Here is a 15,293-nt window from a genome sequence, read left to right as displayed (position 1 = left end):
AGGGTTGAATGGCCAACACCACGCAGAAGACCATCACCGTCGAACAATATGGCAGCCCGATCCGTCGTCCGAAGGATCAGCGCGCCACGTTGATCGGCCTCAAGTTGAACAAGATCGGCCGCCGCTCGACCCTTCCCGACAATCCCTCCACCCGGGGGATGATCGCGAAGGTCGCGCATATGGTCCGCATCATCGAAGGGTGAGGGCAATCCGATGAAACTCACTGATCTTCGGGACAATGAAGGCGCAACCAAGAAGCGCATGCGCGTAGGCCGCGGTATCGGCTCGGGCAAGGGCAAGACCGCCGGCCGCGGCGTGAAGGGCCAGAAGGCCCGCACCGGCGTCGCGATCAAGGGCTTCGAGGGCGGCCAGATGCCGCTGCATCGTCGCCTGCCGAAGCGCGGCTTCAACAATATCGGCGCGATCGATCTCAACGAGGTCAATCTCGGCCGGATCCAGGAAGCTGTCGATGCCGGCAAGCTCGACAAGGGTACCACGGTCACGATCGAGTCGCTGGTGGCGGCAGGGATCTGCTCGAAGCCGCGCGACGGGGTGAAGATCCTCGGCGTCGGAGAACTCAAGGCGAAGCTGGCCTTCGAGGTATTCCGTGCCTCGAAGAGCGCGGTTGCCGCGATCGAGAAGGCCGGCGGCTCGGTGAAGCTGCTCGCCGGCGAGACCGCCTGATCCAAAAAACACCGGCGCCGGGGTGACTTTCCCCGGCGTCGTTCTTATGTGTGCAACGTTCCGGTTGCGGGGATGGGTTTCCCCGTCGCGCGGGACGATCAATTTCGACGGAAGAACGACAGCTCTTTCGCCGGTTCTTGAGCGCAGCGCCCGATTGCGCCCTCATTGTCCGGCGGCAGGCCGCTGATCGTTCCGACAGGCTGGCGCCTCCCGCCGGGGAGCCGCGTCGTCCGGGACGGGGACAAGGGTTCATCGATGGCATCGGCAGCAGAACAGCTTGCAGCGAATCTTAACTTTGGCGCGCTCGCCAAGGCGGAGGAGCTCAAGAAGCGGATCTGGTTCACCCTGGGCGCGCTGCTCGTCTACCGCCTCGGCACCTATATTCCGCTGCCCGGCATCAACCCGGAAGCGCTGGCGGATGTCTTCAAGCAGCAGCAGGCGGGCGTGCTCGGCCTGTTCAACATGTTTTCCGGCGGTGCCGTGGGGCGTCTCGCGATCTTCGCGCTGAACATCATGCCCTATATCTCCGCCTCGATCATCATCCAGCTGATGACGACGGTGTCGCCGACGCTCGAGGCCCTCAAGAAGGAGGGTGAATCCGGGCGGCGGCAGATCAACCAGTACACGCGCTACCTGACGGTGGTCCTGGCCTTGTTCCAGGCCTGGGGCATTGCGGTCGGCCTGCAGAGTTCCGGCTCGATCGTGCAGAATCCCGGCCCGTTCTTCGTGCTCTCGACCGTGGTGACGCTGACCGGCGGCACGCTGTTCCTGATGTGGCTGGGCGAGCAGATCACCAGCCGCGGGATCGGCAACGGCACCTCGCTGATCATCTTCGCGGGGATCGTGGCCGAATTGCCTTCCGCGCTGGCCGGCACGCTCGAACTCGGCCGCCAGGGTGCCCTGTCGACCGGGCTGATCCTCGGCGTGCTGCTGATGGCGGTCGTGGTGATCTATTTCATCGTCTTCATGGAGCGTGCGCAGCGTCGGCTGCTGATCAACTATCCGAAGCGGCAGATGGGCAACAAGGTGTTCGAGGGCCAGACCTCGTTCCTCCCGCTCAAGCTGAATACGGCCGGGGTGATCCCGCCGATCTTCGCCTCGTCGCTGCTGCTCATGCCGACGACCTTTGCCAGTTTCGCGCAGGCAGGCGGGCCGGAATGGCTCCAGACGATGAACACCTATCTCGGGCATGGCCGGCCACTCTACATGGCGCTCTACGCCGCGCTGATCATCTTCTTCGCTTTCTTCTACACGGCGATCGTGTTCAATCCGACCGAGACGGCCGATAACCTGAAGAAGCATGGCGGCTTCATTCCCGGCATCCGCCCGGGCGAGAAGACCGCGTCCTATATCGACCACGTGCTGTCGCGCATCACCGTGATCGGTGCGGCCTACCTCACCGTGATCTGTCTCTTACCCGAATTTCTCATTTCCGCGGCCTCGCTTCCGTTCTACTTCGGAGGCACGTCCATTCTCATCGTGGTTTCGGTGACAATGGATACAGTGGCCCAGGTGCACGGCTATCTGCTGGCGCACCAATACGAGGGCCTCGTGAAGAAGGCCAAATTGCGGGGGAGCAAACGCTGATGAGATTGATTCTGCTGGGTCCGCCCGGCGCGGGCAAGGGAACGCAGGCGCAGCGGCTGGTCACCCGTTACGGCATCGTGCAGCTCTCGACGGGCGACATGCTGCGCGCGGCAGTCGCCGCCGGTACGCCGGTCGGGCTGCAGGCCAAGGCTGTCATGGAATCGGGGGGCCTGGTCTCGGACGAAATCGTCGTCGGTATCATCCGCGACCGGATCGCCGAGCCGGATGCCGCAAAGGGCTTTATCCTCGATGGCTTCCCGCGGACGGTGAAGCAGGCCGAGGCGCTCGACACCATGCTGGCCGAGCAGAAGCTCAAGCTGGATGCCGTGATCGAGCTGAAGGTGGACCAGAACGCCCTTGTAGGCCGGATCATCAAGCGGGCCGACGAGGCGAAGGCCGCCGGGCAGCCTGTCCGCAAGGATGACGATCCGGACGTCTTCAAGACGCGGCTGGAAGCCTATAACCGGGATACGGCGGCGGTGACGCCGTTCTATGCGGCAAAGGGCCAGCTGACGGTGATCGACGGCATGCAGCCGATCGAGGCCGTGGCCGCCGCGATGGACAAGGTTCTCGGGGGCTGAACCCCGGGGCAGGGCAGCTTTCCGGGGCGGAAAAAGCGCGCCGGAGAGTCGTTTAGGGCTTGACGGCGGCGGCGGATGTCGTCTATCCGCAAGCCCTTACCGACGAGGCCGTTCGCGCGGGGCAACTCGCGCGTTTTTGTCTTTTCCGATTGCAGGCTCCCTGGGCCTGGGTTGGACGCGCCGTCGGAAGACGGATTTTTAGGCTGGTTGTCGAGCCGTTCTGGCGCGAAAGCCGCAGGCACAGTTTCTGTGTCGCCAGTTAAGGAGAAGTGACGTGGCTCGTATCGCGGGCGTGAACATTCCGACGTCGAAGCGCGTTTGCATCGCGCTGCGCTACATCCATGGCATCGGGCCGGTGAATGCGGTTGAGATCTGCACCAAGGTCGGCATTCCGCTCGAGCGTCGCGTCAACCAGTTGACCGACCAGGAAGTCCTGCAGATCCGCGAAGTGATCGACCGGGATTACCTCGTCGAAGGTGATCTTCGTCGTGAAGTGGCGATGAACATCAAGCGGCTGATGGATCTCGGCTGCTATCGTGGCCTGCGCCATCGCCGGGGCCTGCCGGTCCGCGGCCAGCGTACCCACACCAACGCCCGGACCCGCAAGGGCAAGGCGAAGCCGATCGCCGGCAAGAAGAAGTAAGGTTTCGCGCGGCGCCTTTCTGCCGCGCCCCGAATTCAGACACGAAGGCTCGAGAGCATTATGGCCAAGGAAGCGCAACGTATTCGCCGCCGCGAGCGCAAGAACATTGTTTCGGGCATCGCGCATGTGAATGCCTCGTTCAACAACACGATGATCACGATCACGGATGCCCAGGGCAACGCGATCTCGTGGTCGTCCGCCGGCACGATGGGCTTCAAGGGCTCCAAGAAGTCGACGCCCTATGCCGCGCAGGTGGCTGCGGAAGATGCGGCCCGCAAGGCTTCCGAGCATGGCATGCGGACCCTCGAGGTCGAGGTTTCCGGTCCGGGTTCGGGCCGTGAATCGGCACTTCGTGCTCTGCAGGCGGCGGGTTTCACGGTCACGTCCATCCGCGACGTGACGCCGATCCCGCATAATGGCTGCCGCCCGCGCAAGCGCCGCCGCGTCTGACCTCCCACGCTCCGCTCCACGGGCGCCGCAATGGTTGCGGGGCCCTTTGCCGTTTCAGGGATAAAGCACCGTGATCCAGAAGAATTGGCAGGACCTCATCAAGCCGTCGAAGCTCGAAGTTTCGCCGGGCGATGATCCGTCGCGTGTCGCGACCATTGTGGCGGAACCGCTCGAGCGCGGTTTCGGCATGACGCTCGGCAATTCGCTGCGCCGCATCCTGCTCTCATCGCTTCAGGGCGCTGCGGTGACGGCCATCCATATTGATGGCGTTTTGCATGAATTCTCGTCGATTGCCGGCGTCCGCGAGGACGTGATCGACATCGTGCTGAACGTGAAGGACATTGCCCTGAAGATGCAGGGCGAGGGTTCGAAGCGCCTGCTGCTCCGCAAGCAGGGCCCGGGCATTGTCACGGCAGGTGACATCCAGGTGACCGGTGACATCCAGGTCCTGAACCCGGAACTCGAACTCTGCACGCTGGATGACGGCGCGGAGATCCGCATCGAATTCCACGTCTCGACCGGCAAGGGCTATGTCCCGGCCGAGCGTAACCGCGCGGAAGACGCTGCGATCGGCCTGATCCCGGTCGACAGCCTGTTCTCGCCGGTCCGCAAGGTTTCCTACCGCATCGAGAATACCCGTTCGGGCCAGATCCTCGATTATGACAAGCTGACCATGACCATCGAGACCGATGGCTCGGTGACCCCGGAAGATGCGCTGGCCTATTCGGCCCGCATCATGCAGGACCAGCTCGAGATCTTCCTGAACTTCGAAGAGCCGAAGAAGCCGGAAACGCAGGCCGCGATCCCCGATCTCGCCTTCAACCCGGCCTTGCTCAAGAAGGTGGACGAACTCGAATTGTCGGTCCGTTCGGCGAATTGCCTGAAGAACGACAACATCGTCTATATCGGCGACCTGATCCAGAAGACCGAGAGCGAGATGCTGCGCACGCCGAATTTCGGCCGCAAGTCGCTCAACGAAATCAAGGAAGTCCTGGCGCAGATGGGCCTGCATCTCGGTATGGAAGTGCAGGGCTGGCCGCCGGAAAATATCGAAGATCTCGCGAAGCGCTTCGAAGAGCATTACTGAGGCGGTCGCCTCCGGGGAAAACCGGGGGCGCTGACCCAAAAGCAGGGCGGCCGTACCGTGGCACGGCGGTCGTCAGAATGATGGAGAGCCAATATGCATCACGGTTTCCGTGGCCGTCGTTTCGGCCGCACGTCCAGCCACCGCAAGGCGATGTTCATGAACCTCGCCCAGTCGCTGATCACCCATGAGCAGATCACGACCACGCTGCCGAAGGCGAAGGATATTCGCCCGATCGTGGAAAAGCTGGTCACGCTCGGCAAGCGGGGCGACCTGCATGCCCGCCGCCAGGCCATCGCGCAGCTTCGCGACGAGACCGTGGTGCGCAAGCTGTTCGACGTCATTGCCAAGCGCTATGCCTCGCGCAATGGCGGCTATCTCCGCATCATGAAGGCCGGCTTCCGCTTCGGCGATGCAGCCCCGATGGCGGTGATCGAGTTCGTCGATCGCGACATCGACGCCAAGGGTTCGGCCGACAAGGCCCGTGCCGCTGTTGCGGCCGAATCGGCGCCGGCTGCCGCCTGACCGGCGCATGCCCGTCCAGACCATCAAGGCGGCCTCAGGGCCGCCTTTTTTGTTGCGGACAGGCCCGCCCGGGGCAGCTTTGCCGGGTGCCGCCTTTTTTCCATCGCCATCGATCCCTATTTGCTGTGGACCGCAGAATTCGTGGCCGACCCTGTGGTTTCCGGGGGCGCGCCGCGATCCGGGCTGGCGAATCGTTTCCGGCACGGTTAGGCGAAACCGAATGGATTCCGGGAGTTCCACATGATGTCGGCAAGAACGTGTCACAGGGGACTGGTTCTGGGGCTTCTCATGTCGCTCGTGGGGCTGGTCGCGCCGGTGCTGGCGCAGGCGCCGCGCGAGGTCCGGCCGCCGGTGAATCGGGCAGAGGTTACCTTGTCCTTCGCGCCGATCGTCCGTTCGGCGGCCCCGGCCGTTGTCAACATCTATGCTTCGCAGAAACAGAACCGTGCGCGCAATCCGTTCGAGGGCGATCCGTTCTTCGAGCGCTTCTTCGGCGGGCTCGCCCAGCCGGACCGGGCGCGGCAATCCGTCGGCTCCGGCGTGATCCTCGGCCGCGACGGGATGGTGGTGACGAACCACCATGTCATCGAGGGGATGACAGAGATCAAGGTCGCGCTGCCGGACCGGCGCGAATTCGAGGCCGAGATCAAGCTGCGCGATCCAAAGACCGATCTCGCCGTGCTGCAGATCAAGGGTGGAGGCACCTTCCCGGCGCTGGAACTGGGAGATTCCGAGGCGCTGGAAGTCGGTGATTTCGTGCTGGCCATCGGCAATCCGTTCGGCGTCGGGCAGACCGTGACGCAGGGCATCGTCTCGGCGCTGGCGCGCACGCAGGTCGGGATCAGTGACTACCAGTTCTTCATCCAGACCGACGCGGCGATCAATCCCGGGAATTCGGGCGGCGCGCTGGTCGATATGCAGGGCCGGGTGATCGGCATCAACACGGCGATCTATTCGAAATCCGGCGGCAGCCACGGGATCGGCTTCGCCATTCCCGCCAATATGGTGCGCTCGGTGCTCGACAGTGCCCGAAGTGGCGGCGGCGTGGTGCGGCGGCCCTGGCTGGGCGCCTCGCTGCAGGTGATCACGAGCGAACTGGCGGAAACGCTTTCGCTGCCGCGACCGGTCGGGGCGCTGGTTTCAGGCGTGACCACCGGCTCGCCGGCAGACCAGGCCGGCCTCAAGCGGCTGGATGTCATCCAGGCCGTGGATGGGGTGGAGATCGATGATCCGGATGCGTTCGGGTTCCGCTTCGCCACCAAGGCCTTGGGCGGAACGATGCGCCTGACTGTGCTGCGTGGCGGGCGCAAGCAGGATCTCACTTTGCGGCTGGTGCCGGCGCCGGAAATTCCGGCGCGCAATGCCACGCTGATCAAGTCCAACTCGCCTTTCCAGGGCGCGACCGTGGTGAATATCTCGCCGGCGGTGAAGGAGGAATTCTCGATCAGCGGCATCGATTCCGGCGTTGCGATCAGCGAAGTCGAACCGGGTTCGAGCGCGGAGCAGGTCGGTTTCCGGAAGGGGGATGTCATCCTCACGCTCAATGGCCAGCGCATCGAGGATACCGGGGCGATGGATCGGGCGACGCGCGGCCGGAGCTATCTCTGGCGGATCACCTTCAACCGCGGCGGCCAGACTTTCAGCACGGCCTTCGGCGGCTGAAACGTGGTCGCGCCGGCCGAACCGCATCGCCCGCCGGCCGAACCGCATCGCCCGCTGGCCGACCGGATGCGGCCGGCCGTGTTGAGCGATCTTGTCGGGCAGGAACACCTGACCGGGCCGGGCGGGGCGCTGCGCCGGGTGGTCGAGGCGCGGAGCCTCGGCTCGCTGGTGCTCTGGGGGCCGCCGGGCACCGGCAAGACCACGGTGGCGCGGCTTCTGGCCCATGAGACGGATCTGATCTTCGAGCAGATCTCGGCCATCTTTTCCGGCGTGGCCGATCTCAAGAAGGTGTTCGAGGCAGCCCGGCTGCGGCAGAAAATGGGGCAGGGGACGCTGCTCTTCGTCGACGAGATCCACCGGTTCAACCGCGCCCAGCAGGACAGTTTCCTCCCCGTGATGGAAGACGGCACCGTGGTGCTGATCGGGGCCACGACGGAAAATCCCTCCTTCGCACTCAACGCAGCCCTGCTCTCCCGCGCGCGGGTGCTGACCTTCCGGCCGCTCGACGAGGCCGCGATCCTTCGCCTGCTCGACCGGGCTCAAAAGCAGGAAGCCCGCCCCCTGCCGCTGGACGAGGCGGCACGTCTGGCTTTGGCGCGCTTCGCCGATGGCGACGGGCGGGCGGCGCTGACCCTTGCCGAGGAGGTCTGGCGCGCGGCCGGCGAAGGCGAGGTCTTCGACGAGGCCGGTCTCGCCTCGGTGATCCAGCGCCGCGCGCCCGTCTATGACAAGAGCGAGGACGGGCATTACAACCTCATCTCGGCCTTGCATAAATGCGTGCGCGGCTCCGACCCCGATGCCGCGCTCTATTACTTCTGCCGCATGTGCGATGCCGGCGAGGATCCGCGTTTCCTCGCCCGACGGCTGGTGCGGATGGCGGTGGAGGATATCGGCCTTGCTGATCCGCAGGCGCTCATCCATGCGCGCGCCGCCGCCGAGGCCTATGAGCAGCTCGGCTCGCCTGAAGGCGAGCTGGCGCTGGCCAATGCCGTGATCTATCTCGCCACGGCGCCGAAATCGAACGCGGCCTATACCGCGTACAAGGGCGCCCTTGCCACGGCGAAGCGTGCGGGCTCGCTCGCTCCGCCCAAGACCATCCTCAACGCCCCGACGCGGCTGATGAAAGAGGAGGGTTACGGCGCCGACTATGCCTATGACCATGATGCCCCGCATGCCTTTTCCGGGCAGGATTACTGGCCGCCTGCACTCGGCCGGCAGCTTTTCTACGATCCGCCGGAACGGGGTTTCGAGCGCGAGATCCGCAAGCGGCTGGAATTCTGGGAGAAGCTGCGCCGCGAGCGGAGCGGGCGCGAATGAGCGCGGAACGCGGGCTGGCCGGGTTTATCGCGGCCATCGCCCTGCTCTCACTTGCGGGACAGGGGCATATGCTTCTCGGCCTTGTGGCGGCGAAAGGCGGCCATGCCGGCCATGCGCTTTGGGTGTTTCTCGGTTTCTACACGATCCTGACCAACCTGCTGGTCACGGCCTGCTGCCTTGCTCGCCTTATCGGCCCCTGGCCCGCCTTCTGGCCGGAGCCGGGCCGGGCACTGGCTGGCCTCGCCTTGCAGATCGGGCTGGTGGGGCTCGTCTATCACCTGCTGCTGTCTGATCTATGGGCGCCGGCCGGCCTGCATTTCTGGGCCGATCAGGGTGTGCATACAGCGGTTCCGCTGCTCTTCGTTGCCTATTGGGCGCTGTTTGCGCCGAAAGCCGCGCTTGTCTGGCGCGATTCCTTACGCTGGCTGCTCTATCCCGCCGGCTATTTCGTTTACGCCCTGGTCCGGGGTGCTGCGGATGGCTGGTATCCCTATCCGTTCCTGGATGTCGGACGACTGGGCTATGGGCCGGTTCTGGCCAACGGGCTCGGCATTGCCGTCATCCTGTTCGCGGCCGGGCTGGGCATGGTCGCGGTGAGCCGGGTCCTGCCGGCGGGGCAGCGCTGATCGGCATGCCCGGCGGACCGGGCATGCCCTTGATGTGCCTGTGCGAACGGCCTCAGGCAGCGAGGGCGGCGCTGGCGGCGGCGAGCCGCTCGCTGGCCCAGGCACGCGGGCCGGCGAGGATATCGTCATCCTGCGCCACGCGGGCGAGAATGGCGATGTCACCCTGCGATTCCGCGCGGCTGTTGAGGATGGCGACCAGCTTGCCATAGCGGGCTTCGGCCATGCGGTTGGCCTCGCCGCCGAGGCGCATCCAGCCGGGAATGCCCCCGCTGGCAGCCGCATCGGCGATCGCGCCGCGATGGCGCAAAAGGCCCAGCTTGAGCGATTCGGCTTCCGCCCAGAGGCGGGCGATCGGCGTGGCCGGCGCGGCGGGGCTGGCGGCCATGGCCGGGAAGGCGGCTGCGGCGGTGGCACCGGCGAGGACAAGCCGACGCGACAGGGTTGAACGGGAAGTCAGGTTGCGGGACATGGAGATCCTCCGGGGATCGAGGGGAAAGGCCGGACAGCCCTTGTCAGCGGCCGGCACCGAGGCTCGGACCTTTCGGTCCCTTCGGCAAGCGCGAATCTTATGCTCATGACATGAATAAGGGCTGATGGTGGCCTGCAACGATCTTGCAGCCGGGCGCGGAAGGGCATGGGGCCGGCCCGGCTGGCCTGCCCTTGCGCCTTGCCCCCCCTTGGTTCAAAAGGGGGCATGCAGACGGCATTGCTGGTTTTTCTGGGCGGCGGGCTGGGGTCGGTCGGGCGGTGGCTCGTCGGGCTGGCAGCCTTGCGCGCGTTCGGACCGGGTTTCCCGGCCGGCACGCTGGCGGTGAATCTCGCCGGCGGGCTGGTGATGGGCGTGCTGGCGCGGCTGCTGGTGGTCCTGCCTGCGGGCGGGCATGATATGCGCATCTTCCTGATGACCGGCATTCTCGGCGGCTTCACCACCTTCTCGGCTTTCTCGCTGGATGCCGTCACCCTGTGGAACCGGGGCGAGGCGACCCTTGCAGGGGTCTATGTCGCGGTTTCTGTCGGCGGCTCGATCGCCGCCCTTGCGGCCGGCCTCTGGCTCGGCGGCCTCCTGACACGATAGGATTGAGCATGAGCGGCGTCACGACGCGCGAGGTCAGGCCGGACGAAGCGGGCATGCGGCTCGATCGCTGGTTCAAGACCCATTATCCCGATCTGGCGTTCGGCCATCTCAACAAGCTGCTGCGCACCGGGCAGGTGCGCGTCAGCGGCGCACGCGCCAAGGCCGAGACGCGGATCGAGCCGGGGCAGGTGATCCGCATTCCGCCGCTGGAGCGGGTGGAGGCTGCCGTGCCGCAGCCCGGCATCCGCGAGGTCGGCGCGCCGGCGCGCAAGGCTGCTGGCCCGCAGGCCGCGCGGGCCGAGGCCGAGAGCGCGATGCCGGTTCGGCGTGGCGGGAAGATCAGCGATGATGCGGCCTTCCTGAAATCCATCACGCTCTACGAGGACAAGGACCTGATGGTCCTCAACAAGCCGCATGGCCTTGCCGTGCAGGGCGGCTCGGGCATGACGCGGCATGTCGACGGGCTGCTCGAGGCCTTGCGTGACAAGGACGGCGTGAAGCCGCGCCTTGTCCACCGCCTCGACAAGGATACGGCCGGTTGCCTGATCGTCGCGAAGTCCAGGCTGGCCGCGGCAACTTTGGCCAAGACTTTCCGCTCGCGTTCGGCGCGGAAGATCTACTGGGCGCTGGTTCCGGGCGTGCCGCGCGTGCGGCAGGGCCGCGTCTCGACCTGGCTCGCCAAGGGTACGGATGAGCGCGGCGACCAGAAGATGCAGATCGCCAAGCATGGCGACGAGGGGGCCGACCATGCGCTCACCTATTACGCCGTGGTGGATACGGCGGGGCAGAAGCTGACCTGGCTTTCGCTGAAGCCGGTGACCGGGCGCATGCACCAGCTGCGCGTGCATGCGGCGGAGATCGGGCATCCCATTGTCGGGGATCCGAAATATTTCGACAAGGAGAACTGGCACCTGCCGGGCGGGCTGCAGAACCGCCTGCATCTGCTGGCGCGGCGGATCCAGTTCCCGCATCCGCGCGACGGGCGGATCATCGATGTCTCCGCGCCCCTGCCGCCGCATATGCAGCAGAGCTGGAACCTGCTCGGCTTCGATGCCAGCCATTACGATCCGATCGAAGAGGCACCCGAAAAGTAGGCTTTCCGCACATTACGAAGAGTTCAGGTTCCGGTCATTTCGCGGGCAGGTCGACTCGCCTAGACCTTGTGCAGGGAAGACACAAGGAGCCTGCCATGAACCTTCAGCTGATCCTGCAACGCGCCGCCATCGGGGCGGGTGCCCTGATCCTCGCCATCGGGCTGGCTGTCGCCCAGACGGCGCCGGCTCCTGCGCCGGCTCCAGCTCCGGCGCCCGCCCAGCCGGGAACGAGCCCGGCGCCGGACAGTTCGCGCATGGATGGGCGCGCCGCCCGCGAGGCCTGCCGCAACCAGGTGGGTTCGGATCTCCGTGGGCAGGACCGCCGCGAGGCGATGCGCAAATGCATGGCCGAGACGCGTGGTGCCGGCACCGGCCCCCAGCTGAGCGAAGCCGAGCGCAACCGCATCCGCGAGATGCGCGGTGCCGATCGCACCGCCGTGAAGGAAGCGCGCAAGACCTGCCGCGAGGGCCTGAAGAACGAGCGCCTGACCGAAGATGAGCGCCGCACCGGCATCGAGGATTGTGTCGCCAAGGCCAATCCCCGCTATGCCAAGGCACTGGCCTGCCGGCGCGAGGCGGATTCGAAAAAACTGGAAAAGCGCAGCGGGCCATATCGCGACTTCATGCGCTCGTGTATCCGGGGCGCGTGACCCAGCTCCTCCTGTTCGACGTCGACGGCACGCTCGTCAATTCCGAAGCGATCATCCTGACCGCCCAGGCCCAGACCTTCGCGGCCGTCGGCCTGCCCGCGCCCTCCCGGGAGCGCGGGCTTTCCATTGTCGGGCTTTCGCTGCACGAAGCCTTTACGGTTCTTGCCGGGCCGGAGGGCCCCGTCGACGCGCTGGTTGCGGCCTATCGCGAGGTGTTCCATGCCTTGCGCAAGGCAGCGACGATCGGCGAACCGCTTTATCCCGGCGCAGCCAGCCTGCTGGCCGAAGCCGGCGCCGATCCACGCTTCCGGCTGGGCATCGCCACCGGCAAGTCGCGGCGGGGCGTGGCGGCCCTGCTCGATGCCCATGGCTGGCATGATCTCATGGCCACCATCCAGACGGCCGATGACGCGCCCTCGAAGCCGCATCCCGGCATGATCCTGCAGGCTTCCGCCGCAACCGGCATTCCGCCGGAAGAGACGGTGATGATCGGCGATTCCGTCTTCGACATGCAGATGGCCCGGGCGGCCGGCGCGCGGGCGATCGGCGTGGCCTGGGGGTTCCAGCCTGTCGAGGCGCTGCGCGAGGCCGGCGCCGAGGTGATTGCGCAGGATTATGATGATCTTGCCCGGATTCTCCGCCTTCCGGGGTGACAGGCCCGTTCCGGCATCCTATCTCCGCGACATGAGCAACAGATTTTCCGAAGACTGGTTCGGCGATGGCGAGGATCCGGCCCGGCTTGATCCCGTGCGGATCGCGCGCGCGGCGCTGAAGCCGCAACGGCCGAAGCGTTTCTACAGCGAGGTCTCGATCGAGCCGTCACCGGAGGGGTTCCGCCTCCTGCTCGACGGAAAACCGGCGCGCACGAAGCTGAAGCGTCCGCTCGCGCTCGAGACCGAGGCGGCGGCCTCCCAGCTCGCCGCCGAATGGGCCGCGCAGGACGAGGAGATCAACCCCGCCACGATGCCGGTGACGCGGATCGCCCATGCCGCCATTGACCATGTGGCCGAAGCCCGCGAGGCGGTGGTCGCGGATATCCTCGCTTATGCCGGGACAGATCTCGTCTGCTACCGCGCCGGCGAGCCGGAAAAGCTGGTGGCCCTGCAGGCGCGGCATTGGGACCCTGTGCTCGCCCATGCGCAGCTGCGCTATGGCGCGCGGTTCCTGCTTGCGGAGGGGATCACGCATGTCGCGCAGAACCCTGCGGCCATCGAAGCCCTGCATCCGGGCATCCTCCGGCATGGACCGGCAGCGGCGCTGGCAGCGCTCCATGTCTTGACCTCGGTTTCCGGCTCCGCTCTGATCGCGCTTGCCGTGGCGGACGGGGCCCTGACCGCCGATGCCGGATACGATGCGGGAGAGGTCGATGCCGATTTCGAATTGGATCTCTGGGGGGCTGATGAGGAAGCTGCCCATCGCCGGGCGGCCCGGCTCGCCGATTTCCGGGCGGCTGCGGCGCTTCTCCTGGCGCTTCAAGGCTAGCCTCGTCGGCTTCCTGCTGTTGTTGGCCCCGCAGGCCGGCTTCGCGCAGGGGCAGGATTGTGCGGCGCTGATCGGCAGGCTCGGCCAGTTGCTCGACCGCTATGCCGAACCTGCAACGGCAGCGATCGATGCCGGGATGGAACCAGCCCAGGCGCTCGACAGGGCCCGGGCGCAGGTGCTGAAAGGCGAGGCTGGCGCCAGCGTCACCATGGTCGGGATCGGGCTGCTGCTGCATGGGCGGCGCGATGTGCTGCCGGTTTCGCTGATCCGGCAGATCTGCACCTTCAGCCAGCGGAACGCGCTGCCGCTCCATGTTGCGAGCTGTGCCTATCTCAGCGCGCTCAACCCGCTCGGCGATCGCGACGAGAAGCGCCGCCTGACCGAGGCCGAGATCGCGCGGTTCGAGACGCTGCATGGCCGCGAGGACAACGAGGCCAATGGCGGGCTCGCCAGCCATGTCCAGGCGCTGAAGGCCTGCCTGCCGCGCAGTTGACCGCCCGCGATCAGGCCATTGCCGGCTTTTCGCGGTAGACCTGCCGCCAGAGCCGCTCGAAATTTCCGCCAGCCAGTTTTTCCATATCGCCTGTTGACCAGCCGCGCTGCATCAACCGGGCGAAGAGGGCCGGGAAGGTGGCGGCATCCTCAAGGCCGGGCGGGTTTGGCCCGCCATAGAAATCCGAGCCGATCCCGAGGCAATCCGCCCCGCCGACATTGCGGATATGCTCGAGATGGCGGATGAGCGCGTCGATGCCATCGCCCTCGAAGCGGCGGAAGGCCCGATCCTTGTGGCGGCGGTACTCCTCGTCGCCGATATCCTCGCGCACCTTGCCGAGGCCATCCATGACCGGCTGCATGCTCTCGAAGACCGCCTGTTCGAGGAAAGCCGGCACGAAGGTGGCCATGACGATGCCGCCCCCCTCGGCGATCCGCCGGATCACATCATCCGGGGCATTGCGCGGGTGGTCGCACAGGGCGCGTGCATTCGCATGGCTGATCATGACCGGGCCTTTCGCGCAATCCATCACCGCATGCTGGGCGGGCGGGGAGACATGCGCCATGTCGATGATCAGGCCGAGGCGTTCCATTTCCCCGATGATGCTCTCGCCGAACGGCGAAAGCGGGCGATTGCCGGGCCGGCGGCCAGGATGGTCTGTCGCGCTGTCGATGAAGGGCAGGGTCTCGTTGTGGCAGAGCGTGACAAGCCGGATGCCCATGGCATGGAGCAGCCGCAGATGGCCGAGGGATTCGACCCCGACCAGCCCCTCCACCGCCTTGAACAGCCCGATTTTCCCGGCAGCCTGCGCGGCCTCCATGTCATCCGGCGCGAGAACGGGATGGAAGGTTTCCGGATAGAGCTGCTCGAGCTGGAGCATGACGTCGATCACGGCCAGCCGGTCATCGATCGGCTTTTCCACCATGGTGGGGATGAAAGCTGTCAGGACCTGGGTGGAGACGAGACCGGCCTTCAGGCGCGGAATGTCGGTATCGGTTTCGGGGTGGAGCCGGGCGGCATTCCAGGCCCGGACATCGCCATGGCTGCCGCGCGCCCAGATCACATAGGGCAGGTCGTTATGGCCATCGACAAGCCGGGTCCGCGCGAGGAAATCCCGCGCTTCGGACATGAAATCGCGCTGCATTTTTCCCAATTCCATCGTGGTTTGATCATGGATTCGCCGCATCATGGCACGGGAATGGGAAGCGAGGGAATGACCCATGGCACCCGGCCGGCAACGTCACGTTAACGGCATTTGCTGGTGAAACCTAAACCGCGATTTGTGTTCCAGCGCACAGATTCAGGTTTGAGCAACACCTAAAGCTCATTCTCACGACAAC

The 15,293-nt window shown here is 65.8% G+C and carries 19 protein-coding genes; 17 read left to right on the top strand and 2 right to left on the bottom strand.

Annotated elements, in window-relative coordinates:
* Nucleotides 1–8: 8 nt before the first annotated feature.
* The 11 genes from rpmD (at nucleotide 9) to P0652_RS02350 (ending at nucleotide 9,159) form a co-directional block, all read left to right on the top strand.
* Complete coding sequence (rpmD, locus tag P0652_RS02400) at nucleotides 9–203, top strand: 50S ribosomal protein L30 (RefSeq protein WP_284177150.1); 195 nt, start codon at nucleotides 9–11, stop codon at nucleotides 201–203.
* Nucleotides 204–213: 10 nt separating this feature from the next.
* Nucleotides 214–684 carry a 50S ribosomal protein L15 gene (gene rplO, locus P0652_RS02395; RefSeq protein WP_284177149.1) on the top strand — a complete coding sequence of 157 codons (471 nt, stop codon included), beginning with the start codon at nucleotides 214–216 and terminating at the stop codon, nucleotides 682–684.
* Between the two features lie 255 nt (nucleotides 685–939).
* The gene (gene secY, locus P0652_RS02390) at nucleotides 940–2,271 is read left to right on the top strand and encodes a preprotein translocase subunit SecY (protein WP_284177148.1); all 1,332 of its coding nucleotides are present in this window, start codon (nucleotides 940–942) and stop codon (nucleotides 2,269–2,271) included.
* Entirely contained in the window at nucleotides 2,271–2,852 is a 582-nt protein-coding gene (locus tag P0652_RS02385; RefSeq protein ID WP_284177147.1) for an adenylate kinase, read from the top strand. Before secY ends, P0652_RS02385 begins: the two co-directional genes overlap by 1 nt.
* Before the next feature lie 274 nt (nucleotides 2,853–3,126).
* Nucleotides 3,127–3,495 carry a 30S ribosomal protein S13 gene (rpsM, locus tag P0652_RS02380; protein WP_284177146.1) on the top strand — a complete coding sequence of 123 codons (369 nt, stop codon included), beginning with the start codon at nucleotides 3,127–3,129 and terminating at the stop codon, nucleotides 3,493–3,495.
* Between the two features lie 60 nt (nucleotides 3,496–3,555).
* Nucleotides 3,556–3,945, top strand: a complete 390-nt coding sequence (gene rpsK, locus P0652_RS02375; RefSeq protein WP_284177145.1) for a 30S ribosomal protein S11 — start codon at nucleotides 3,556–3,558, stop codon at nucleotides 3,943–3,945.
* Nucleotides 3,946–4,015: 70 nt separating this feature from the next.
* A complete protein-coding gene (locus P0652_RS02370; RefSeq protein WP_284177143.1) occupies nucleotides 4,016–5,032 on the top strand; it encodes a DNA-directed RNA polymerase subunit alpha in 1,017 nt (338 codons plus the stop codon).
* 93 nt (nucleotides 5,033–5,125) lie between these two features.
* Nucleotides 5,126–5,554: a 50S ribosomal protein L17 gene (rplQ, locus tag P0652_RS02365; protein WP_284177142.1), complete on the top strand. Its 429-nt coding sequence runs from the start codon at nucleotides 5,126–5,128 to the stop codon at nucleotides 5,552–5,554.
* Nucleotides 5,555–5,794: 240 nt separating this feature from the next.
* The gene (locus P0652_RS02360) at nucleotides 5,795–7,216 is read left to right on the top strand and encodes a DegQ family serine endoprotease (protein ID WP_284177141.1); all 1,422 of its coding nucleotides are present in this window, start codon (nucleotides 5,795–5,797) and stop codon (nucleotides 7,214–7,216) included.
* A 66-nt stretch (nucleotides 7,217–7,282) separates the two neighbouring features.
* Entirely contained in the window at nucleotides 7,283–8,533 is a 1,251-nt protein-coding gene (locus tag P0652_RS02355; protein ID WP_284177418.1) for a replication-associated recombination protein A, read from the top strand.
* Nucleotides 8,530–9,159 (top strand): Pr6Pr family membrane protein, encoded by a 630-nt coding sequence (locus tag P0652_RS02350; protein ID WP_284177140.1) that lies wholly within the window; start codon nucleotides 8,530–8,532, stop codon nucleotides 9,157–9,159. The genes P0652_RS02355 and P0652_RS02350 overlap by 4 nt, the downstream gene beginning before the upstream one ends.
* 52 nt (nucleotides 9,160–9,211) lie before the next feature.
* On the opposite strand, the gene P0652_RS02345 is transcribed toward P0652_RS02350, so the two are convergent.
* A complete protein-coding gene (locus tag P0652_RS02345) occupies nucleotides 9,212–9,628 on the bottom strand; it encodes a hypothetical protein (RefSeq protein WP_284177139.1) in 417 nt (138 codons plus the stop codon).
* 225 nt (nucleotides 9,629–9,853) lie between these two features.
* Between P0652_RS02345 and crcB the strand changes: the two genes are divergently transcribed.
* The 6 genes from crcB (at nucleotide 9,854) to P0652_RS02315 (ending at nucleotide 13,953) form a co-directional block, all read left to right on the top strand.
* Nucleotides 9,854–10,234 (top strand): fluoride efflux transporter CrcB, encoded by a 381-nt coding sequence (crcB, locus tag P0652_RS02340; RefSeq protein ID WP_284177138.1) that lies wholly within the window; start codon nucleotides 9,854–9,856, stop codon nucleotides 10,232–10,234.
* An 8-nt stretch (nucleotides 10,235–10,242) separates the two neighbouring features.
* The gene (locus P0652_RS02335) at nucleotides 10,243–11,328 is read left to right on the top strand and encodes an RluA family pseudouridine synthase (protein WP_284177137.1); all 1,086 of its coding nucleotides are present in this window, start codon (nucleotides 10,243–10,245) and stop codon (nucleotides 11,326–11,328) included.
* Between the two features lie 95 nt (nucleotides 11,329–11,423).
* Complete coding sequence (locus P0652_RS02330; protein WP_284177136.1) at nucleotides 11,424–11,978, top strand: hypothetical protein; 555 nt, start codon at nucleotides 11,424–11,426, stop codon at nucleotides 11,976–11,978.
* Nucleotides 11,975–12,631, top strand: a complete 657-nt coding sequence (locus P0652_RS02325; RefSeq protein ID WP_284177135.1) for an HAD-IA family hydrolase — start codon at nucleotides 11,975–11,977, stop codon at nucleotides 12,629–12,631. Before P0652_RS02330 ends, P0652_RS02325 begins: the two co-directional genes overlap by 4 nt.
* Nucleotides 12,603–13,460, top strand: coding sequence for an ATP12 family chaperone protein (locus tag P0652_RS02320; RefSeq protein ID WP_284177134.1), 858 nt, complete (start codon nucleotides 12,603–12,605; stop codon nucleotides 13,458–13,460). The genes P0652_RS02325 and P0652_RS02320 overlap by 29 nt, the downstream gene beginning before the upstream one ends.
* The gene (locus tag P0652_RS02315; protein WP_284177133.1) at nucleotides 13,378–13,953 is read left to right on the top strand and encodes a hypothetical protein; all 576 of its coding nucleotides are present in this window, start codon (nucleotides 13,378–13,380) and stop codon (nucleotides 13,951–13,953) included. The genes P0652_RS02320 and P0652_RS02315 overlap by 83 nt, the downstream gene beginning before the upstream one ends.
* 10 nt (nucleotides 13,954–13,963) lie before the next feature.
* On the opposite strand, the gene P0652_RS02310 is transcribed toward P0652_RS02315, so the two are convergent.
* A complete protein-coding gene (locus tag P0652_RS02310) occupies nucleotides 13,964–15,097 on the bottom strand; it encodes a dipeptidase (protein ID WP_284177132.1) in 1,134 nt (377 codons plus the stop codon).
* Nucleotides 15,098–15,293 lie beyond the last annotated feature (196 nt).

It is taken from the genome of Rhabdaerophilum sp. SD176, assembly GCF_030143245.1.
Lineage (GTDB): Bacteria > Pseudomonadota > Alphaproteobacteria > Rhizobiales > Beijerinckiaceae > Rhabdaerophilum.
This window is presented reverse-complemented; position numbering and strand designations above follow the sequence as displayed.

Excerpts from the sequence above, each read along its gene's own strand:
- secY (WP_284177148.1), top strand. The coding sequence starts at position 940 with ATGGCATCGGCAGCAGAACAGCTTGCAGCGAATCTTAACTTTGGCGCG.
- rpsK (WP_284177145.1), top strand. The coding sequence starts at position 3,556 with ATGGCCAAGGAAGCGCAACGTATTCGCCGCCGCGAGCGCAAGAACATT.
- P0652_RS02355 (WP_284177418.1), top strand. The coding sequence starts at position 7,283 with ATGCGGCCGGCCGTGTTGAGCGATCTTGTCGGGCAGGAACACCTGACC.
- crcB (WP_284177138.1), top strand. The coding sequence starts at position 9,854 with ATGCAGACGGCATTGCTGGTTTTTCTGGGCGGCGGGCTGGGGTCGGTC.
- P0652_RS02360 (WP_284177141.1), top strand. The coding sequence starts at position 5,795 with ATGATGTCGGCAAGAACGTGTCACAGGGGACTGGTTCTGGGGCTTCTC.
- rplQ (WP_284177142.1), top strand. The coding sequence starts at position 5,126 with ATGCATCACGGTTTCCGTGGCCGTCGTTTCGGCCGCACGTCCAGCCAC.
- P0652_RS02335 (WP_284177137.1), top strand. The coding sequence starts at position 10,243 with ATGAGCGGCGTCACGACGCGCGAGGTCAGGCCGGACGAAGCGGGCATG.
- P0652_RS02345 (WP_284177139.1), bottom strand. The coding sequence starts at position 9,628 with ATGTCCCGCAACCTGACTTCCCGTTCAACCCTGTCGCGTCGGCTTGTC.
- P0652_RS02315 (WP_284177133.1), top strand. The coding sequence starts at position 13,378 with ATGAGGAAGCTGCCCATCGCCGGGCGGCCCGGCTCGCCGATTTCCGGG.
- P0652_RS02310 (WP_284177132.1), bottom strand. The coding sequence starts at position 15,097 with ATGCAGCGCGATTTCATGTCCGAAGCGCGGGATTTCCTCGCGCGGACC.
- P0652_RS02385 (WP_284177147.1), top strand. The coding sequence starts at position 2,271 with ATGAGATTGATTCTGCTGGGTCCGCCCGGCGCGGGCAAGGGAACGCAG.
- P0652_RS02350 (WP_284177140.1), top strand. The coding sequence starts at position 8,530 with ATGAGCGCGGAACGCGGGCTGGCCGGGTTTATCGCGGCCATCGCCCTG.
- P0652_RS02330 (WP_284177136.1), top strand. The coding sequence starts at position 11,424 with ATGAACCTTCAGCTGATCCTGCAACGCGCCGCCATCGGGGCGGGTGCC.
- rpmD (WP_284177150.1), top strand. The coding sequence starts at position 9 with ATGGCCAACACCACGCAGAAGACCATCACCGTCGAACAATATGGCAGC.
- rplO (WP_284177149.1), top strand. The coding sequence starts at position 214 with ATGAAACTCACTGATCTTCGGGACAATGAAGGCGCAACCAAGAAGCGC.